At 73.7% G+C, this 15,824-nt stretch carries 15 protein-coding genes and 1 tRNA gene; 7 read left to right on the top strand and 9 right to left on the bottom strand.

All coding sequences use genetic code 11. The annotated features are described in order from the left end of the window. Nucleotides 1–151: 151 nt before the first annotated feature. Complete coding sequence (locus JZ5iCDA_RS01585; protein WP_366246649.1) at nucleotides 152–892, top strand: rhomboid family intramembrane serine protease; 741 nt, start codon at nucleotides 152–154, stop codon at nucleotides 890–892. Nucleotides 893–986: 94 nt separating this feature from the next. Here the strand turns inward: JZ5iCDA_RS01585 and JZ5iCDA_RS01580 are convergent, their stop codons facing one another. Then, nucleotides 987–1,241, bottom strand: coding sequence for a cell division protein CrgA (locus tag JZ5iCDA_RS01580; protein ID WP_069385520.1), 255 nt, complete (start codon nucleotides 1,239–1,241; stop codon nucleotides 987–989). Between the two features lie 263 nt (nucleotides 1,242–1,504). On the opposite strand from JZ5iCDA_RS01580, the gene JZ5iCDA_RS01575 reads away from it, so the two are divergent. The 4 genes from JZ5iCDA_RS01575 to JZ5iCDA_RS01560 are packed head-to-tail and all read left to right on the top strand — an operon-like array spanning nucleotide 1,505 to nucleotide 3,946. After that, nucleotides 1,505–2,254, top strand: coding sequence for a DUF881 domain-containing protein (locus JZ5iCDA_RS01575; RefSeq protein ID WP_069385519.1), 750 nt, complete (start codon nucleotides 1,505–1,507; stop codon nucleotides 2,252–2,254). Then, nucleotides 2,251–3,072, top strand: coding sequence for a class E sortase (locus JZ5iCDA_RS01570; protein ID WP_139122906.1), 822 nt, complete (start codon nucleotides 2,251–2,253; stop codon nucleotides 3,070–3,072). The genes JZ5iCDA_RS01575 and JZ5iCDA_RS01570 overlap by 4 nt, the downstream gene beginning before the upstream one ends. After that, complete coding sequence (locus JZ5iCDA_RS01565) at nucleotides 3,072–3,299, top strand: hypothetical protein (RefSeq protein WP_069385517.1); 228 nt, start codon at nucleotides 3,072–3,074, stop codon at nucleotides 3,297–3,299. The genes JZ5iCDA_RS01570 and JZ5iCDA_RS01565 overlap by 1 nt, the downstream gene beginning before the upstream one ends. After that, complete coding sequence (locus JZ5iCDA_RS01560; RefSeq protein ID WP_069385516.1) at nucleotides 3,296–3,946, top strand: aminodeoxychorismate/anthranilate synthase component II; 651 nt, start codon at nucleotides 3,296–3,298, stop codon at nucleotides 3,944–3,946. Before JZ5iCDA_RS01565 ends, JZ5iCDA_RS01560 begins: the two co-directional genes overlap by 4 nt. Nucleotides 3,947–4,078: 132 nt before the next feature. On the opposite strand, the gene pknB is transcribed toward JZ5iCDA_RS01560, so the two are convergent. From pknB to JZ5iCDA_RS01525, 7 genes are all read right to left on the bottom strand, one after another. Beyond that, the gene (pknB, locus tag JZ5iCDA_RS01555; RefSeq protein ID WP_069385515.1) at nucleotides 4,079–6,169 is read right to left on the bottom strand and encodes a Stk1 family PASTA domain-containing Ser/Thr kinase; all 2,091 of its coding nucleotides are present in this window, start codon (nucleotides 6,167–6,169) and stop codon (nucleotides 4,079–4,081) included. Between the two features lie 128 nt (nucleotides 6,170–6,297). Next, entirely contained in the window at nucleotides 6,298–7,854 is a 1,557-nt protein-coding gene (locus JZ5iCDA_RS17815; protein ID WP_083259536.1) for a serine/threonine-protein kinase, read from the bottom strand. Continuing rightward, a complete protein-coding gene (locus JZ5iCDA_RS01545; protein ID WP_069385514.1) occupies nucleotides 7,851–9,311 on the bottom strand; it encodes a peptidoglycan D,D-transpeptidase FtsI family protein in 1,461 nt (486 codons plus the stop codon). The genes JZ5iCDA_RS17815 and JZ5iCDA_RS01545 overlap by 4 nt, the downstream gene beginning before the upstream one ends. After that, a complete protein-coding gene (locus tag JZ5iCDA_RS01540) occupies nucleotides 9,308–10,954 on the bottom strand; it encodes an FtsW/RodA/SpoVE family cell cycle protein (RefSeq protein ID WP_069385513.1) in 1,647 nt (548 codons plus the stop codon). Before JZ5iCDA_RS01540 ends, JZ5iCDA_RS01545 begins: the two co-directional genes overlap by 4 nt. Continuing rightward, complete coding sequence (locus JZ5iCDA_RS01535) at nucleotides 10,954–12,291, bottom strand: PP2C family protein-serine/threonine phosphatase (RefSeq protein WP_069385512.1); 1,338 nt, start codon at nucleotides 12,289–12,291, stop codon at nucleotides 10,954–10,956. Before JZ5iCDA_RS01535 ends, JZ5iCDA_RS01540 begins: the two co-directional genes overlap by 1 nt. Before the next feature lie 6 nt (nucleotides 12,292–12,297). Next, nucleotides 12,298–12,810, bottom strand: coding sequence for an FHA domain-containing protein FhaB/FipA (locus JZ5iCDA_RS01530; RefSeq protein ID WP_069385511.1), 513 nt, complete (start codon nucleotides 12,808–12,810; stop codon nucleotides 12,298–12,300). Between the two features lie 10 nt (nucleotides 12,811–12,820). Next, nucleotides 12,821–13,528 carry an FhaA domain-containing protein gene (locus JZ5iCDA_RS01525; protein ID WP_069385510.1) on the bottom strand — a complete coding sequence of 236 codons (708 nt, stop codon included), beginning with the start codon at nucleotides 13,526–13,528 and terminating at the stop codon, nucleotides 12,821–12,823. A 255-nt stretch (nucleotides 13,529–13,783) separates the two neighbouring features. Between JZ5iCDA_RS01525 and JZ5iCDA_RS01520 the strand changes: the two genes are divergently transcribed. Both JZ5iCDA_RS01520 and JZ5iCDA_RS01515 read left to right on the top strand, forming a co-directional pair. Further along, nucleotides 13,784–13,867: transfer RNA gene (locus JZ5iCDA_RS01520), tRNA-Leu, on the top strand. A 347-nt stretch (nucleotides 13,868–14,214) separates the two neighbouring features. Further along, nucleotides 14,215–14,784 (top strand): hypothetical protein, encoded by a 570-nt coding sequence (locus JZ5iCDA_RS01515; RefSeq protein ID WP_139122905.1) that lies wholly within the window; start codon nucleotides 14,215–14,217, stop codon nucleotides 14,782–14,784. Nucleotides 14,785–14,811: 27 nt separating this feature from the next. Here the strand turns inward: JZ5iCDA_RS01515 and JZ5iCDA_RS01510 are convergent. Beyond that, on the bottom strand, nucleotides 14,812–15,824 hold a 1,013-nt coding region (locus tag JZ5iCDA_RS01510), incomplete at its 5' end, for an FAD-binding oxidoreductase (RefSeq protein WP_069385508.1).

The following is a 15,824-nucleotide window of genomic DNA, read 5'->3' as shown; positions in this document are numbered from 1 at the left end:
CCCGTACGGGACGGCGGGTCCGCACGACGGCCCCGTCGTCCCGCCGGTGTGCCCGCGGCACCCCGACCGCGTCTCGTACGTGCGGTGCCAGCGGTGCGGGCGACCCGTGTGCCCCGAGTGCCAGCGGCCGGCGGCCGTCGGGGTGCAGTGCGTGGACTGCGTCCGGCAGGCCGCGCGCCAGGCGCCGACGGCGCGCACCGAGCTCGGCGCGAAGGTCCGCGGCGGCCCGCCGGTCGTGACGTTCACGATCATCGGGCTGTGCGTCGTGAGCTGGGTGCTCCAGCTCGTGACCGAAGGCGACTGGACGCGGCTGTGGTGGTTCGCGCCCGTGATCGGCGAGCCCGAGCCCTACCGCTTCCTCACGTCGGCGTTCCTGCACGCCACGAGCCCCGTCCACATCCTGTTCAACATGTACGCCCTGTGGATCACGGGGCCGTTCCTCGAGCAGATGCTCGGGCGGTGGCGGTTCGCCGCCCTCTACGCGCTCTCGGCCGTCGGCGGGTCCGTCGGCTACCTCGTCCTCGCGGGCGGTCCGCTCGCGGACGCGTGGTACCAGCCCGTCGTGGGCGCCTCGGGCGCCGTCTTCGGGCTGTTCGGCGCCGTCCTCGTCGTGCTGCGCCGCACCGGGCGCAACGCGATGCAGATCGTCGTCCTCATCGGCATCAACGTCGCGCTCGGGTTCTTCTTCCCCGGCATCGCGTGGCAGGCCCACCTCGGCGGCCTGGTCGTCGGTGCGCTCCTCGGGCTCGCGTACGCGTACGCGCCGCGTGCGCAGCGGACCCTCGTGTCGGTCGGCGCCACCGTGGCCGTCGCTCTCGCTCTCGCCGTCGCGGCGTGGGTCACGTACCGGGTCGCGTACCAGGCGTTCGTGCCGGCCGTCGGCCTCGGCTGAGGCCTACGCCACACCGTCCCCAGGGTTGTCCACAGGTGTGGATCGAACTACACGGGTGCCATTCGCCCTATGCAGCGCTTCACCCGTGTGCCTGCTATCGCCAGCGGGTCGTCAGCGCGAAGCCGGCGATGACGAACGCGAAACCGACGGCGAGGTTCCACGCACCGAGCGCGGGGATCGGGAGCTGCGCCGAGCCGCTGAGGTAGAAGAGCACGATCCAGGCGAGCCCCAGGAGCATGAGTCCCAGCATGGCGGGGACGAGCCAGCGCGGGTTGCCGCCCTCGGCCTTCGGCTGGCGCGGCTCGCGGACCGGCTTCGCCGGCTTCTTGCGGGACTTCGACTCGGGCACGAGGGTGGCTCCTGTCCTGTGGGGTCCGCCGCCCGACGACGCGGTACCCGCGGGTGCGGGCGGCTGCCGTCGTCGTGCAGGGACCGTGCGTGGCTCGGGTGGACGTCGTCGGCGACCGGTCCGCGTGGCGCCGGAGGCGTCCCCGGTCGCGGCACTCGTCCCGTCCGTGGACGGCGTTCGTCGTCTAGCGTAGTGGTCGCGCACAATAGGCGGTGTCACCCGCCGGCGACGGCCCGAGCGCTCGGGCCCAGGAAGGAGGGCGCGTGAGTCCCGAGGCGACCCCGGCGACCTCGCGCGCGCGACGCCTCCGCGCGTCCCTGTCCGTCGCCCTCGTGCTCGTCCTCGCCGGCCTGCTCTTCACGGCGAACGCGCGTCTCGCCCAGGGCGAGGAGAGCCGCTACCCCGAGGACCTCGCCCAGCTCGTCGACCAGGAGTCGCGGCGCAACGCGGGTCTCGCGAGCCAGGTGGACGCGCTCGACGACGAGATCGCGCAGCTCTCCGCGTCCGCCCCCTCCGTACCCGGCGTCGACGAGGACCTCGCCCGGCGGTCCGCCGTCGCCGCCGGCACCGTGGCCGTGAGCGGCCCGGGCGTGTCGGTGATGCTCGACGACGCCCCGCGCGACGCGACGTACCCGGCGTCGATCCGCCCCGACGACCTCGTCGTGCACCAGCAGGACATCCAGGCCGTCGTGAACGCGCTGTGGGCCGGGGGCGCGGAGGCGATGACGCTGCAGGGCCAGCGGGTCACGGCGACGTCGGCGTTCCGGTGCGCCGGCAACATCCTCCTGCTCCACGGCCGCGTCTACTCCCCGCCGTACGTCGTGGAGGCCGTCGGGGACCCGGAGCGGCTGCGCGCCGCGCTCGACCGCTCGGAGAAGATCGACCTCTACAAGCAGTACGTCGACGCGGTGAACCTCGGGTGGGCCGTCGAGGACCACGGCCGGATCGACATGCCGCGCTACGAGGGCGCGCTCGAGCTCGAGTACGCCCGGCCCGCCGGGGTGGCCTCGTGACGAGCGCCCCTCCCCGACTGGTGCGGCACCGGTCCGCGCGCGCCGGCCGGCGCGGGGGACCCGTCGCCGCCGCTGTCGGCGTGCTCGGGGAGCTCCTCATCACCCTCGGCGTCCTGCTCGGCCTCTACGTGGTGTGGCAGCTGTGGTGGACCGACGTCATCGCCGACCGCGACCAGGCGCAGATCCTCGCGGAGATGGACGCGCCCGTGCCCGACGAGGCCGACGTCGCCGTCGAGGTGCGCCGCGACGCACCGCCCGTGCCGACGCCGGCCGCGGCCCAGGAGGTCTTCGGCACGCTCCACGTCCCGCGCTGGGACGACGCCGTGATCCCGCTCGCCGAGGGCACCGACAAGCGCGCCGTCCTCGACCGCGCGATGGCGGGCCACTACCCCGAGACGGTCATGCCCGGCGACGTGGGCAACTTCTCCGTCGCGGGCCACCGCATGACCTACGGTGCCGTCTTCCACCGGGCCGAGGAGCTCCAGACGGGCGACCCGCTCGTCGTGGAGGCGGGCGGCACGTGGTACGTCTACCGCGTCACCGAGGCGCGCGTGGTCGAGCCGAGCCAGGTCGAGGCCGTCGCCCCCGTGCCGTGGCAGCCCGGGGTCGAGCCGACCGAGCGCTACCTCACGCTCACGACGTGCCACCCGATCGGCCTGAACTCGCTGCAGGAGCGGTACATCGTCAACGCGGTGCTCGACTACTGGCTCCCCGTCGACGCGGGGACGCCGCCCGACCTCGTGGGCCAGGCGGCACCCCCCGCGGACGGCGGTGCACCGGCCGCGCAGGGCACTGAACCGGACCAGGGAGGCGCGTGATGTACGGAGCGTTGTGGCGGGCGCTGCCCGGACCCGCGTGGGTGCGGGCGCTGACGCTGCTCGTGCTCGCGGCCGCCGTCGTGCTCGCGTGCTTCGAGTGGCTCTTCCCCGTCGTCGCGGAGCACATGCCGTTCAACGACCCGAACGTCCAGACGGGCACCGACGGCGCCCTGCCCGCGGTCCCCGCGACGGTCGGTCCCGCCCAGTCCCCGGAGGTCCTCGCGTGACCCGCATCCTCGTCGTCGACAACTACGACTCGTTCGTCTACACGATCGTCGGGTACCTCGACCAGCTCGGTGCCGAGACCGTCGTCGTGCGCAACGACGCCGTGCCCGAGCCGGACCCGGACGGCGTCTACCGCGACGCCGACGGCACGCCGTTCGACGGCGTCCTCGTCTCCCCCGGCCCCGGTACGCCCCAGGAGGCCGGCCAGAGCGAGCAGGTGATCCGGACGTGCGCCGCGTCGAGCACCCCGATGCTCGGCGTCTGCCTCGGCCACCAGGCGCTGGCCGAGGTGTTCGGCGCGACGGTCACGCACGCGCCCGAGCTCATGCACGGCAAGACGAGCCTCGTGGAGCACGACGGTGCGGGCGTCATGGCGGGCCTCGCGGAACCGTTCACCGCGACGCGCTACCACTCGCTCGCGGTCGTGCGCGACACCGTGCCCGCCGAGCTCGTCGTCACCGCCGAGACCGCGGGCGGCGTCGTCATGGGGCTGCAGCACCGGGAGCTGCCGCTGCACGGTGTCCAGTTCCACCCCGAGTCCGTGCTCACCGAGGGCGGGCACCGGCTCCTGGCCAACTGGCTCGAGGCCTGCGGTCTCGAGGGCGCCGTCGAGCGTTCCGCCGGCATGGCGCCGCTCGTCCGGCAGTGAGCGCTCCCGGATCTCGGTTCCGGCTCTGCCGTTCCTGACCACGGTCTGATCGACCCGCGCGCTTCTCCGGGAACGACGACGGCCCCTCACCTCGCGAGGTGAGGGGCCGTCGTGCGTCGCCGTCAACGGACGTCAGCCGCCGTTGTTGTTGTTCTCGTTGCCCTCGCCGCCGCCGCCACCGTTGCCACCGCCGTTGCCGCCACCGTTGCCGCCGCCGTTGCCGCCGTTCGGCCCCGGCCCCGGCCCCGTCGAGACGATGAGCGACACCTCCGTGCCCTCGGGCACCTCGGAGCCGCCGCGCGGGTCGGACCCGATGACGGTGCCCGCCGGCCACTGGTCGGACGCCTGGGTCTGCCGCGGGCCCGCGTTGAGGCCCGCGCCGCCGAGCGCCTCGCGCGCCTGCTCCTCCGTCATGCCCGCGAGGTTCGTCGGGACGGTCGTGGTCTCGACCGCCCGCGGGATCGCGACTTCGATCGTCACGTCGGAGCCCTGCCGGACGCTTCCCGGTGCAGGGCTCTGACCGAGCACGGTGCCCTCGGCCTCGTCCGACTCGACCTCCTCGATCACCGGGTTGAGACCGAGCTCGCGGACGGCCTGCTCGGCCTGCTCCCGGTTCATCGTCGTGAGGTCGGGGAGCGTCACACGACCGCTGGAGATGAAGAGCGTGACGGCAGAACCCGCACCCACGCTCTCGTTCGCCGCGGGCTCGGTCCGGGTCACGGCGTCCTGCTCGACCGTTGCTGAGTCCTCGGGCGTGACGTTGCCGACCTGGAGGCCGGCCTCCTCCAGCGCCTGACGGGCCTCGTCCTGCGTGAGGCCGACGACGTCGGGCACCTGGACGCTGTTCGGGCCGGTGGAGAACCACACGTCCACGGTCTCGCCGGGCTCGACCTCCTCGCCGCCCTCCGGGCTCTGGCGGACGAACTGGCCCTCGGGGATCGAGTCGCTCGGCTCGAGCACCGGGCTGAACTCGAGGTCCACGCCCTCGAAGAGAGCGCGCGCCTCCTCCTCGGTCATGCCCTGCTGCACGGTCGGCACCTCGACGGTGTCCGGCTCCGGGGGCGTCCGGTTGAGCAGCAGCATGGTGACGATCGCCGCGACCGCGATGACGCCGACCGCGATGAGCGCCCACATGAGGCCCTTGCGGTTCTTCGGCTCCTCCTCGGGTTCCGCGGGCGCGGTGCCGCCGTTCGGCGGGACGGCGGGTGCCGCCGTCGTCGCCCAGGGCGACGGGGGTCCGCCGGCGGGGCTCATGACTTGGGTCGCGGACTCGACCATCGTCGGCCGCATGTCGGCGGCCGCGGCACCCGCCCCGAGACCCGCCGCAGCGGCGGCGACGCCGAGCGCCGGCGCGATGACCGACCCGCCGCGCACCGCGTTCTCGAGGTCGGCGCGGAACTCCGCCGCGCTCGAGTAACGCGCGTCGCGGTCCTTCGCGAGGGCCTTGAGCGTGATGCGGTCGAGCACCTCGGGGACGTCCGGCGCGACGGCGCTCGGCGTCACCGGGGCCTCGCGCACGTGCTGGTACGCCACGGCGACCGGGGAGTCGCCGATGAACGGCGGACGACCGGTGAGCAGCTCGTACAGCAGGCAGCCGGTGGAGTAGAGGTCGCTGCGGGCGTCGACGGTCTCGCCGCGCGCCTGCTCGGGCGACAGGTACTGCGCCGTCCCGATGACGGCCTGTGTCTGCGTCATGGTCGCCGCGGAGTCCGCGACGGCGCGCGCGATGCCGAAGTCCATGACCTTGACCGCGCCCGTGGGCGTGATCATGACGTTCGCGGGCTTGATGTCGCGGTGGACGATGCCCGCGTGGTGGGAGTACTCGAGCGCCGCGAGCACGCCGGCGGTGATCTCGACGGCCTCGTCGATGGGCACGGCCTGACCGTCGCGCAGGATGTCGCGGACGGTGTGGCCCTCGACGTACTCCATGACGATGAACGGCACGTGCACCGAGGCGCCCTGGGTGTCCGTGTGCACGTCCTCGCCCGTGTCGTACACGGCGACGATCGCGGGGTGGTTCAGCGCGGCGGCGGCCTGCGCCTCACGACGGAAGCGGGCGAGGAACGACGGGTCGCGGGCGAGGTCCGAGCGCAGGATCTTGATCGCGACGGTGCGCCCGAGGCGGGCGTCGTGCCCGATGTGCACCTCGGCCATGCCGCCGCGGCCGATGAGCTCGCCGACCTCATAGCGTCCGGCAAGCACTCGGGGAGCGTTGTCCACCACTCATTCGTCCTTCGGTGTCGTCGGAGCCGCGGGCGCGTCCGCGCGCGGCACATCTGGCGCAATCATCCCACCCGTGGGGGTCCCGGCGGGCGGACCAGGCAACGATGTCGTCACGATGTCACCCTGAGTCACCCCGCGTCCGCGGGCTGCGCCACGGCTCGCTCGGCGAGCAGCGGGGCGAGCGTCCCGGCGGAGTCGTCGGAGCCGCCACCGCCGGTGACGATCGTCGCGACGAGCACCACGAGGAGGAGCCCGAGCAGAGCGACGAGCGGCCAGGTCATGCCGCGCGGGATGCCGCCCAGCCGCTGCCCGGTCGTCGTCGACGTGCGGCGGGCGCCCGCGGGACGGCTGGGCGCCTCCTGCGCCTGGCGGCGCATCTCGGCCCGCGTGGACGGCGGGGCCGACGGCGTCCGCTCGCTCTCTCCGGCCGTCTCCCGGTCGAGATGTCCGCCGGAGCGCGTGGCCGCACCGACGCGCTCGCCCGGACGCTGCCCGGAGGCCGGCCGACGTCCGCGGGACGTGCCGTGCATCTCGCGCCGGGGCGGGTAGGCGCGCGGGAGGGTCGTGTCGCCCGACGGCACAGGGTCGAGACGCTCGGTGTCGGCGGGCGCGGACGGGCGCTCCCACGGCAGGGCGGGGCCCCCGGCGGGGCGCGCCGACGGCTCGACCGTCCCCTCGCCCTCGGAGCCGCGCACCGTCGTCGGGATGACGATCGGCGTGATGACGGGCGCGACGTCGGCGTACTGCTCGCGCGGCGCCTCGGGCGCGGGCGTCGGTGCGTCGCCCGCGACGGGTGTCGACTCCGGGCGCGCGCGCCGCGCGCGACGGGCCGGGGTGGTGACGCGCGCCGACCAGGGGTCGGCCGCGAGGCGCGCGGCGATCTCGTCGAGCGCCTGGGCGAGCGCCGCGGCCGTCCGGGGACGAGCGGCAGGCTCCTTGGCGAGCATCGCCATGATGAGCTCGGCGAGCTCGGGGTCGACGGACGACGGCAGCGGGGGCACGGGCTCGTTGACGTGCGCGACGGCGATGTCCACCGGCGTCGACCCGGTGAACGGACGGTTCCCGGCCACGGACTCGTACGCGACGATCCCGAGCGCGTACACGTCGGACGCGCCGGTCGCGGCCTGGCCGACGGCCTGCTCGGGCGACAGGTACTGGGCCGTGCCCATGACCATCCCGGTCGCCGTCATCGGCACCTGGTTGGCCGCGAGCGAGACGCCGAAGTCGGTGATCTTCACGACGCCGGCGCGGTCGATGAGGATGTTGCCCGGCTTGACGTCGCGGTGCACGACACCGGCGACGTGCGCCGCGTGCAGCGCGCGCGCCGTCTGGGACAGGATCGGCAGGAGCCGCAGCGGCGGGAGCACGGGCTCGCGCTCGAGCAGGTCCGCCATCGGCTCGCCGACGACGAGCTCCATGACGAGGTAGCCGGACCTGTCCTGCTCGCCGTAGTCGTACATCTGCGCGATGTTCGGGTGCGACAGCGCCGCGCTGTTGCGGGCCTCGGTGCGCAGGCGGTTGAGGAAGTCCTCGTTGCCCGCGTACTCCGTGCGCAGCACCTTGACCGCGACCTCGCGGCCCAGCGCGTCGTCCGACGCCACCCACACCTCGCCCATCCCGCCGACGGCGATGCGCCGCACGAGGTGGTACCGGTTGCCGAGGCGCAGCCCGCGCACGGGCTTCATCGGTTCACCACCGCCTCCATGACCGCCTTGGCGATCGGCGCGGCGACCGCGCCGCCGGTCGCCTCGCTGCCCTTCGACCCGCCGTTCTCGACGATGACCGCGACGGCGACCTGCGGGTTGTCCGCCGGGGCGAAGCTCGTGAACCACGCGTGCGGCGCAGCGCCCACCACGTTCTCCGCCGTGCCCGTCTTGCCCGCCACCTGGACGCCGGACATCTGCGCCGCGGTGCCGGAACCGTTCTGCACCACGCCGACCATCATCTGCGTGAGCTGTTCCGCGGTGGACGGCGACACGGGCGTGCCGAGACGCTGCGGCTCCCGCTGCTGCACCACGTCGAGGTCCGGGCCGCGGATCGTGTTGACGGTGTACGGCTCCATGAGCACGCCGTCGTTCGCGATCGCGGCGGAGACCATCGCCATCTGGAGCGGCGTGGCCTTCAGCTCGCCCTGTCCGATCGAGACGTCAGCGATGTTCGACGCGTTGAGCTGGTCGTCCGTCGGGAAGTGGCTGGCCGTGACGTCCATGGGGATCTGGAAGTCCTCGTCGAAGCCGAATGCCTGCGCCTGCTCGCGCAGAGCGTCGGCGCCGAGCGTCACGCCGAGGTCGGCGAACGCGGTGTTGCACGAGATGCGCAGCGCGTCCGCGAGCGTCATCTCGCCCGTCGGCGAGCAGCGGGTGCCGCCGAAGTTCTCCATCAGGGTCGTCGACTGCGGCCGCTGGTACACGTCCGGTGCCGGGATGACGGACTCCGCCGTGTACTGCCCGCTCTCGATCGCCGCGGCCGCCGTGACGAGCTTGAACGTCGACCCGGGCGGGTAGGTGTTGCCGCGGATCGCCCGGTTGCTCATCGGGTTGCCGTCGGCGTTCGTCAGCTCCTGGAACGCCGCGCTCGCCGCGGCGGTGTCGTGCGAGGCGAGGGCGTTCGGGTCGAAGCTGGGCTTGGACACGAGCGCGAGCACGCGCCCGGTGCTCGGCTCGAGCGCGACGACGGCGCCGCGCTGGTCGCCGAGCGCGTCCCACGCCGCCTGCTGCGCCGCCGGGTCGATGGTGAGCTCGACGGACGCGCCTTGCGGCTGCTCACCCGTGAAGAGGGCGCTGAGACGCTCCATCCACAGGGAGCTCGCCTCGCCGTTGAGGAACTCGTTCTCCGCCCGCTCGACCTCGGACGTTCCGTTGACCACGGAGAAGTAGCCCGTGACGGGCGCGTACAGCGGCCCGTTCGCGTAGGCGCGCTGGAACCCGAACGGGTCGTCGACGGGCGACGACGACGCGACGGCCTCGCCGGCGACGACGATCGGCCCGCGGAAGTTGCCGTACTCGCGGTAGATCGTGCGCACGTTGCGCGGGTCGTTGTTGAGCTGGTCGGCCTGGAAGACCTGGATGTACGTCGTCGAGACCATGAGCGCGAGGAACATGACGAGCACGACGCTCGCGACGCGGCGCAGGGGGACGTTCACCGGGCACCTCCTCGCGGCTCGTCGCCGTCACGGGGGCGCTGCACGACCTCGGTGCGCAGGTCGTCCGGGACCGGGTGCGGGTCGTCCGGACCCGGGACGGGAGCACCCGGAGCGTCGACGGCGGGCTGGACGCCCGTCGTCGCGCGCACCGGCCCCGTGCTCGGCCGGGCGGCGCCGACCGTGGTGGGCGCGTCGTCGGGCGCGGCTCCCACGGGGACCGCCCCGGTGCCGCCGACCACCGGGACGGGGTCGCTGTCGGTCCGTGTGCGGACGCCGCCCGCGGCGACCTGGCCGCGCACGGGCAGCGAGGAGGGCCGGCGGGCGTCGTCGCTGATGCGCAGGAGCAGGCCGACGACGAGCCAGTTCGCGAGGAGGGAGGACCCGCCCTGCGCGACGAACGGCATGGTCAGACCGGTGAGCGGGATGATGCGCGTGATCCCGCCGACGACGACGAACAGCTGCCACGCCATGACGAACGCGAGGCCGCCCGCGAGGAGCTTGCCGAAGCCGTCGCGCACGCCGATGGCGGTGCGCAGTCCGCGCTCGACGAGCACGAGGTAGCACAGCAGGATCCCGAGCAGCCCGGTGAGCCCGAGCTCCTCGCCGAGGGAGGCGTAGATGAAGTCGGAGAACGCGTACGGCACGAGGCGCGGGTAGCCCTCGCCCAGGCCGGTGCCGAAGAGGCCGCCGTTCGCCATGCCGTACAGGCCGCGCACGAGCTGGCCCGAGCCACCGGGGTCGCGGTCGAAGATTTCGGGCGCGAATGGGGTGAGCCACACGTCGACGCGCGCCTGGACGTGGCCGAACGTCGTCGCCGCGAGCACCGCGCCGGCGGCGATGAGCACGAGGCCGATGACGACCCAGCTCACGCGCTCCGTGGCGATGTAGAGCATCGCGACGAACAGGCCGAAGAACAGCAGCGACGTCCCGAGGTCGCGCTCGAACACGAGGATCGCGAGCGAGACGAGCCAGACGATGATGATCGGGCCGAGGTCGCGCAGGCGCGGCAGCTGCAGCCCGAGCACCTTCGGCCCGGCGAGCGCGAGCGTGTCCCGGTTGGTCACGAGGTAGCCGGCGAAGAACACGGCAAACGCGATCTTCGCGAACTCCGCGGGCTGCAGCGAGAACCCCGCGATGTTGATCCAGATCTGCGCGCCGTTGATCCGCGTGCCGAGACCCGGGACGAGCGGCAGCGCGACGAGCACGATGCCGGTGATCATCGCCGTGTACGTGTACCGCCGCAGCGTGCGGTGGTCGCGCAGGAACCAGATGACGAGGAACGCGCAGAGGATCCCGAGGGCCGTCCACTGGAGCTGGCGGGGCGCGAGGTCCTGCTCGCCGCCCGTGAGCTGGGAGCCGAGGTCGAGCCGGAAGATCATCGCGAGGCCGATGCCGTTGAGCGCGACGGCGACGGGCAGGATGACCGGGTCCGCGTACGGCGCGCGCAGGCGCAGCAGCACGTGCGCGGCGCCCGCGAGCACGACCATCCCGATCGAGTACACGAAGAAGCGGCTCGGGAGCTCGCCCGTCATCCGCAGGCCCACGAGGGCGTACGCCCCGATGCCGAGCACGAGCGCGAGGACGAGCAGACCGAGCTCCACGCCGCGGCCGCGGCGCACGTGGGTGGTCTCCACCGTCGCCATCAGGCCCCCGCGTCGGTGGTCGTGGTGGTGGTCGGCTCGGGGGTGGTCCCCGTGGGCTCGTCGGTCTCGTCCGTCCCCTCGGTGCCGGCGGTCGCCTCGGCGACGAGCCGGTCGGCGCGCGTCCGCGCGTCGGCGAGCGACTGGGCGGGGATCGTCGTCTCGAGCCGGTCGACGACGTACCCGGGCAGGTCGTCGACGCGCGTGCCGGTCAGCTCGACGGCGGTCGACAGCGTGAGGGGCCCCGCGCTCTCGGGGATGCCGCGGAAGACGGCGACCTGGCCGTCCGCGACGCCCACGTAGTACTGGGTCTGCGTCCAGCGGTAGCCGGCCCACGCCGCGACGCCGAGGCCGACGACGACGAGCGCGACCGCGACGACCGTCACCCAGCGGCGCGGGGCGCGACCGGGCCGCACGTCGTCGTCGCCGTCACCGCCCTCCTCCTGCGCCGTGGCGTCGTCCTCCGTGGCGTCGCCGGGCTTCGTCGCCGCGCCCAGCGCGGCCGCCCGCGCCGCCGGGGAGTCCGACGCCGCGCTGGGAGCGTCGCGGTCGACGGCGGCCGAGCCGACCACCTGCGCGCGCGTGGTGGGCGCCCCGCCGTCGGGCAGGGCGTCGACGTCGACGACGTCCGCCACGACGACCGTGACGTTGTCCGTGCTCCCGGCCCGCAGCGCGAGCTGCAGGAGCCGGTCGGCGCACTCGTCGACGTCGGGCGTGTCGAGGAGCGTCTGCTCGAGCGTCTCCAGGGACACGAATCCCGAGAGTCCGTCGGAGCACAGGAGCCACCGGTCGCCCGGCTTCGCCTCGCGCACCGACATGTCGGGCGTGAGGTCGATGTCGAAGTCGCCGAGCACCCGCATGACGACGTTGCGCTGCGGGTGCGTCTCGGCCTCGTCCGCCGAGATGCGCCCCGTGTCGACGAGGTGCTGGACGAACGTGTGGTCCGTCGTCGCCTGGCTGAGCTCGCCGTCGCGCAGCAGGTACGCGCGCGAGTCGCCGAGGTGGGCCATGGCGAGCTTGTTGCCGGCGCGCAGGATCGCCGTCACCGTCGTGCCCATGCCGACGAGCTCGGGGTCGGACACGCTGCGCTCGACGAGGTCCTGCCGCGCGTGCTCGATCGACTGCTCGAGCTCGGCGAGCGCGTCGTCGGGGCCGTGCGACTCACCGTCGAGGGGCGCAAGCGCTGCGATGGCGATGGACGACGCGACGTCTCCCCCGGCGTGGCCGCCCATGCCGTCGGCGACGACGAGCAGGTGCGGGCCCGCGTAGCCCGAGTCCTGGTTGTTGGAGCGCACGAGCCCCACGTCGGAGCGCGCGGCGTAGCGCAGGGCGATGTTCACGACCGGCTACCTCTGCAGCTCGACGACGGACTGGCCGATCCGCACGCGCGTGCCCGGGCCGAGCGGGGTCACCTGGGAGATGCGCTGGTCGTCGACGTACGTGCCGTTCGTGGACCCGAGGTCCTCGACGAACCAGCTCCCGTGCTGGGGGAAGATGCGCGCGTGCCGCGACGAGGAGTAGTCGTCGTCGAGCACGAGGGTGCAGCTGGGGGCGCGGCCGAGCAGGATCGACGACGTCGACAGCGGGACCGTCGTGCCGCGCAGCGGGCCGGCGGTCACAGCGAGGCGGCTCGGGCCGGACGAGGACGCAGGACGCGACGGCTCGGGGGCGGCCGCACCGGCGGGCGCGGAGCCGGAGGCCGCCGCGGGACGGCTGCCGTTCTCCGACCGCTTGTTGCGGCGCGGCGTGATCTTCGTCCCGTACAGGTCCCGACGCAGCACCCCGATCGCGGAGAGCACGAACACCCAGAGCAGCACCAGGTAGCCCAGCCGCAGCAGGGTGAACGTGAGATCGGTCATCGGGGCCGGATCACCACTCCTCGTCGTCGGACGCGCCGGTCCAGAACATGATGCGGGTGCGGCCGATCGTCAGGGAGTTCCCGTCCAGGAGCGTCGCCGCGGGAACCTGGTGGCCCTCGACGAACAGCCCGTTCGTCGAGCCGAGGTCGGACGCGATGACGCCCTCGGCCGTCACGCGGATCTCCAGGTGGCGGCGTGAGACGCCCGGGTCGTCCACGACGATGTCGGCCTCCGAGCCGCGGCCGATGACGGTGACCGGGCCGGTGAGGAGGTAGCGCTGACCGTCGATGTCGACGAGCGGGTGGCGCGTGCTGGGCGACGCCGAGGTCGCGGGCGCGACGTTGCCGCGCACGCTCGCGGACCGGAGCTGGAAGCGGCCGGTCTCCAGGGAGTCGACCTGCTCGAAGCTCACGCTCACCGGGCCCACGAACGCGTAGTGCTGCGACGCCGCGTACTGCGTGACGTTGGAGGCCAGCTCGTCGGCGAGCGTCTCCGCGCCCCACCCCTCGACCTGGGCGAAGTCGTCGGTCGACAGCTCGATGGTGAACTCGTTCGGGACGACCGTACGCTCGCGGTCGACGACGGCGGCGCGGTCGTCGACCTCACGGCGCAGCGCGCTCGCGAGCTCCACGGGCTTGACCTCGCTGCGCCCGACCCGGGCGAACGCGTTGTTGACGACGCGCTCGACGCTCTTCTCGAAGCGGTCCAGGACTCCCATGCCACCTCCTCCCCGGTGCGTGCTGCTCGGTGCACCGCTCGTGCGGCGCGAGTGCCTGCGCAGGTCGGCGACCCACGTCCAGGCACACTACCTAGATCGTATCGACCACGTCTGCGGCGCCGGCCCGAAACGTCGCGAGAATCCGGGACGGATGTGGCGCTTTCATGGCGGAGCGTGTGAACGTCGGGCACGTGCCCGTGGCGGTGGCCGGCGGTTCCAGGCTCGACCGCCGCGCGTGCTAGTCTTCTGCGGCACGCGCGAGTGGCGGAATAGGCAGACGCGCACGGTTCAGGTCCGTGTGCCCGAAAGGGCGTGGGGGTTCAACTCCCCCCTCGCGCACGTGAGAAGAAGTCCCTTCGGGACGGTTCTTCTCGAGACCCCCGGTCGGTTGATCCGACCGGGGGTCTCGTCGTCTGCCCAGGGTGCAGTAGCCTCCGGCACATCATCAGCCGGGAGAGGGCAGGCGTCGCATGAGGCGGGCAGGGCGGTTCATCATGGGTGTCGCGGCGCTGACGGGCGTGGCCCTCGGAGCGGTCGCGTGCAGCACGGAGGCACCGGACGCCCCGGTGGAGAGCGTGACCACAGGGACCCCGGGGGCGGGTGCCGAGAGCCCGACCTCTCCGACGGAGGAAGGTGCGGACGCCGCCTCCGACGCGCGGGCTCCCGAGCCTCACGAGGAGCTGCAGGTGGTCGAGGGACAGGCATGGCCCGACGGGATGGGCCAGTGGACGTACGTCGCCGTCGTCGAGAACCCGTCGGACGAGCTCGCCTACTTCTCCGACGCCTTCGACGTCCAGGCCGTCACCGCGGACGGCACCGTCCTGGACACGGGCACCACGTACTCCACCGTCGCGCCGGGAGGGCGTGCCGCGCTCGTCGGCAGCTTCCGCGACCTCACGGGACTCGGTGCGCAGACCATCACCGTCAGCGTCCCGGAGATGGCCACGGTCGTCGACCCGGGCTCGGTGGGGTTCTTCGAGGTCCAGCACGCGGAGGTGTCCACCGACGGTGAGGGCCGACCGGCCGTCGTCGGCAGCGTCGTCTCGCGCTTCACGCAGGAGCAGCAGGACCCCGAGGTGATCGCCGTGCTCCGCGACCCGGTCGGCACCATCGTCCACGTGGCCACGTCAGGGATCTACGAGGTCGTCGCCCCAGGCGCGACGGCGCAGTTCGCTGCGCACACGTTCGGCGAGATGCCGGCCGACGTCGTGCCGGAGGTCTTCGTCGTCCCCACCGGGGTCCTCCAGGGACCGTAGACCTGTGCGCGGCCGTCGCAGCGCCCGTCAGCCGAGCAGCGGGTAGCTCCCGCGGACGGTCCCCTGGGGGTCCCGCGACCGCTTGAGGTCCCGCAGCCGGGCGAGGGCCGCCTCGTCGTACGCGGCGGACACGCTCTCCCCTGGGGACAGGAACGTGGCGGGCTTGCGCCCGGTGGCGAGGCCGCGCAGCTCGGCCGGCATCTCCGCGAGCCGGTGGCCGACGGCGGTCGCGAGACCGGGCTCGAACGCGAGTCCGAACGCGTACAGCAGGTACGGCTCGGTGATGGCGCCGAGCGCGCCGGCGTCGTCGCCCGCCGCGGCGAGCGCGCCGCCGAGGTGCCGCAGCTGCACCATGAGCAGCGGCGCGACCGGTGACGTGAACAGGTAGTCCACCGCCTCGTCGTCGACCCGGGCCAGCAGCTCGGACCGCGACCGGCCGGCGGCCGGGTCCGTCGGGTCCGCGGTGATGGCTCCGACGTCCGCCAGGCCGACCGGGCCGATCGCGGCGTCGAGGCCCGGGCCGAGCGCGCCCGGCACGGCGGCGAACGGCCGCAGGAGGTCGCGCGCGACGTCGGCGTCGCCCAGGTATGCCGCGTGCACGACGACGACTGCCGGGGCGCCGGGGGCCTCCACCCGGGTGAGCCAGAGGCTGAGGGCGTCCGGGGCGGTCGCGGTGACCGTGCGAAACACGTCGAGCACCTCGGGCGCGCGCTCGGCGGGCCATGCGAGCCGTCCGCCGGAGAAGGACCGCACCGGTACGAGGTCGATCTCCATCGTGGTGACGACGGCGAGATCGCCGCCCCCGCCGCGCAGCGCCCAGAACAGGTCCGGGTCGGACTCCGCCGTGACGGTGGCGCGCTGGCCCACGGCGTCGACCACGTCGAACGACCGGACGTGGTGGGCCGCGAGGCCGTGGGCACGGCTGAACCACCCGAGCCCGCCGCCGAGCGTGTAGCCGACGGCGCCCACGCCCGGCGCGCTGCCGAGCAGCGCGGTCAGCCCGTGCGGGGCGGCGGCCGCCTGCACGGAGCCCCACCGCG

This window comes from Cellulosimicrobium cellulans (genome assembly GCF_001722485.1).
Taxonomy (GTDB): Bacteria; Actinomycetota; Actinomycetes; order Actinomycetales; family Cellulomonadaceae; genus Cellulosimicrobium; species Cellulosimicrobium cellulans_A.
This window is presented reverse-complemented; position numbering and strand designations above follow the sequence as displayed.

Coding starts and splice junctions, on each gene's coding strand:
- JZ5iCDA_RS17815 (WP_083259536.1), bottom strand. CDS start 7,854: ATGAAGCCCGTGCGCGGGCTGCGCCTCGGCAACCGGTACCACCTCGTG.
- JZ5iCDA_RS01530 (WP_069385511.1), bottom strand. CDS start 12,810: ATGACCGATCTCACGTTCACCCTGCTGCGGCTGGGCTACCTGGTGCTG.
- JZ5iCDA_RS01540 (WP_069385513.1), bottom strand. CDS start 10,954: ATGGCGACGGTGGAGACCACCCACGTGCGCCGCGGCCGCGGCGTGGAG.
- JZ5iCDA_RS01525 (WP_069385510.1), bottom strand. CDS start 13,528: ATGGGAGTCCTGGACCGCTTCGAGAAGAGCGTCGAGCGCGTCGTCAAC.
- JZ5iCDA_RS01565 (WP_069385517.1), top strand. CDS start 3,072: ATGTACGGAGCGTTGTGGCGGGCGCTGCCCGGACCCGCGTGGGTGCGG.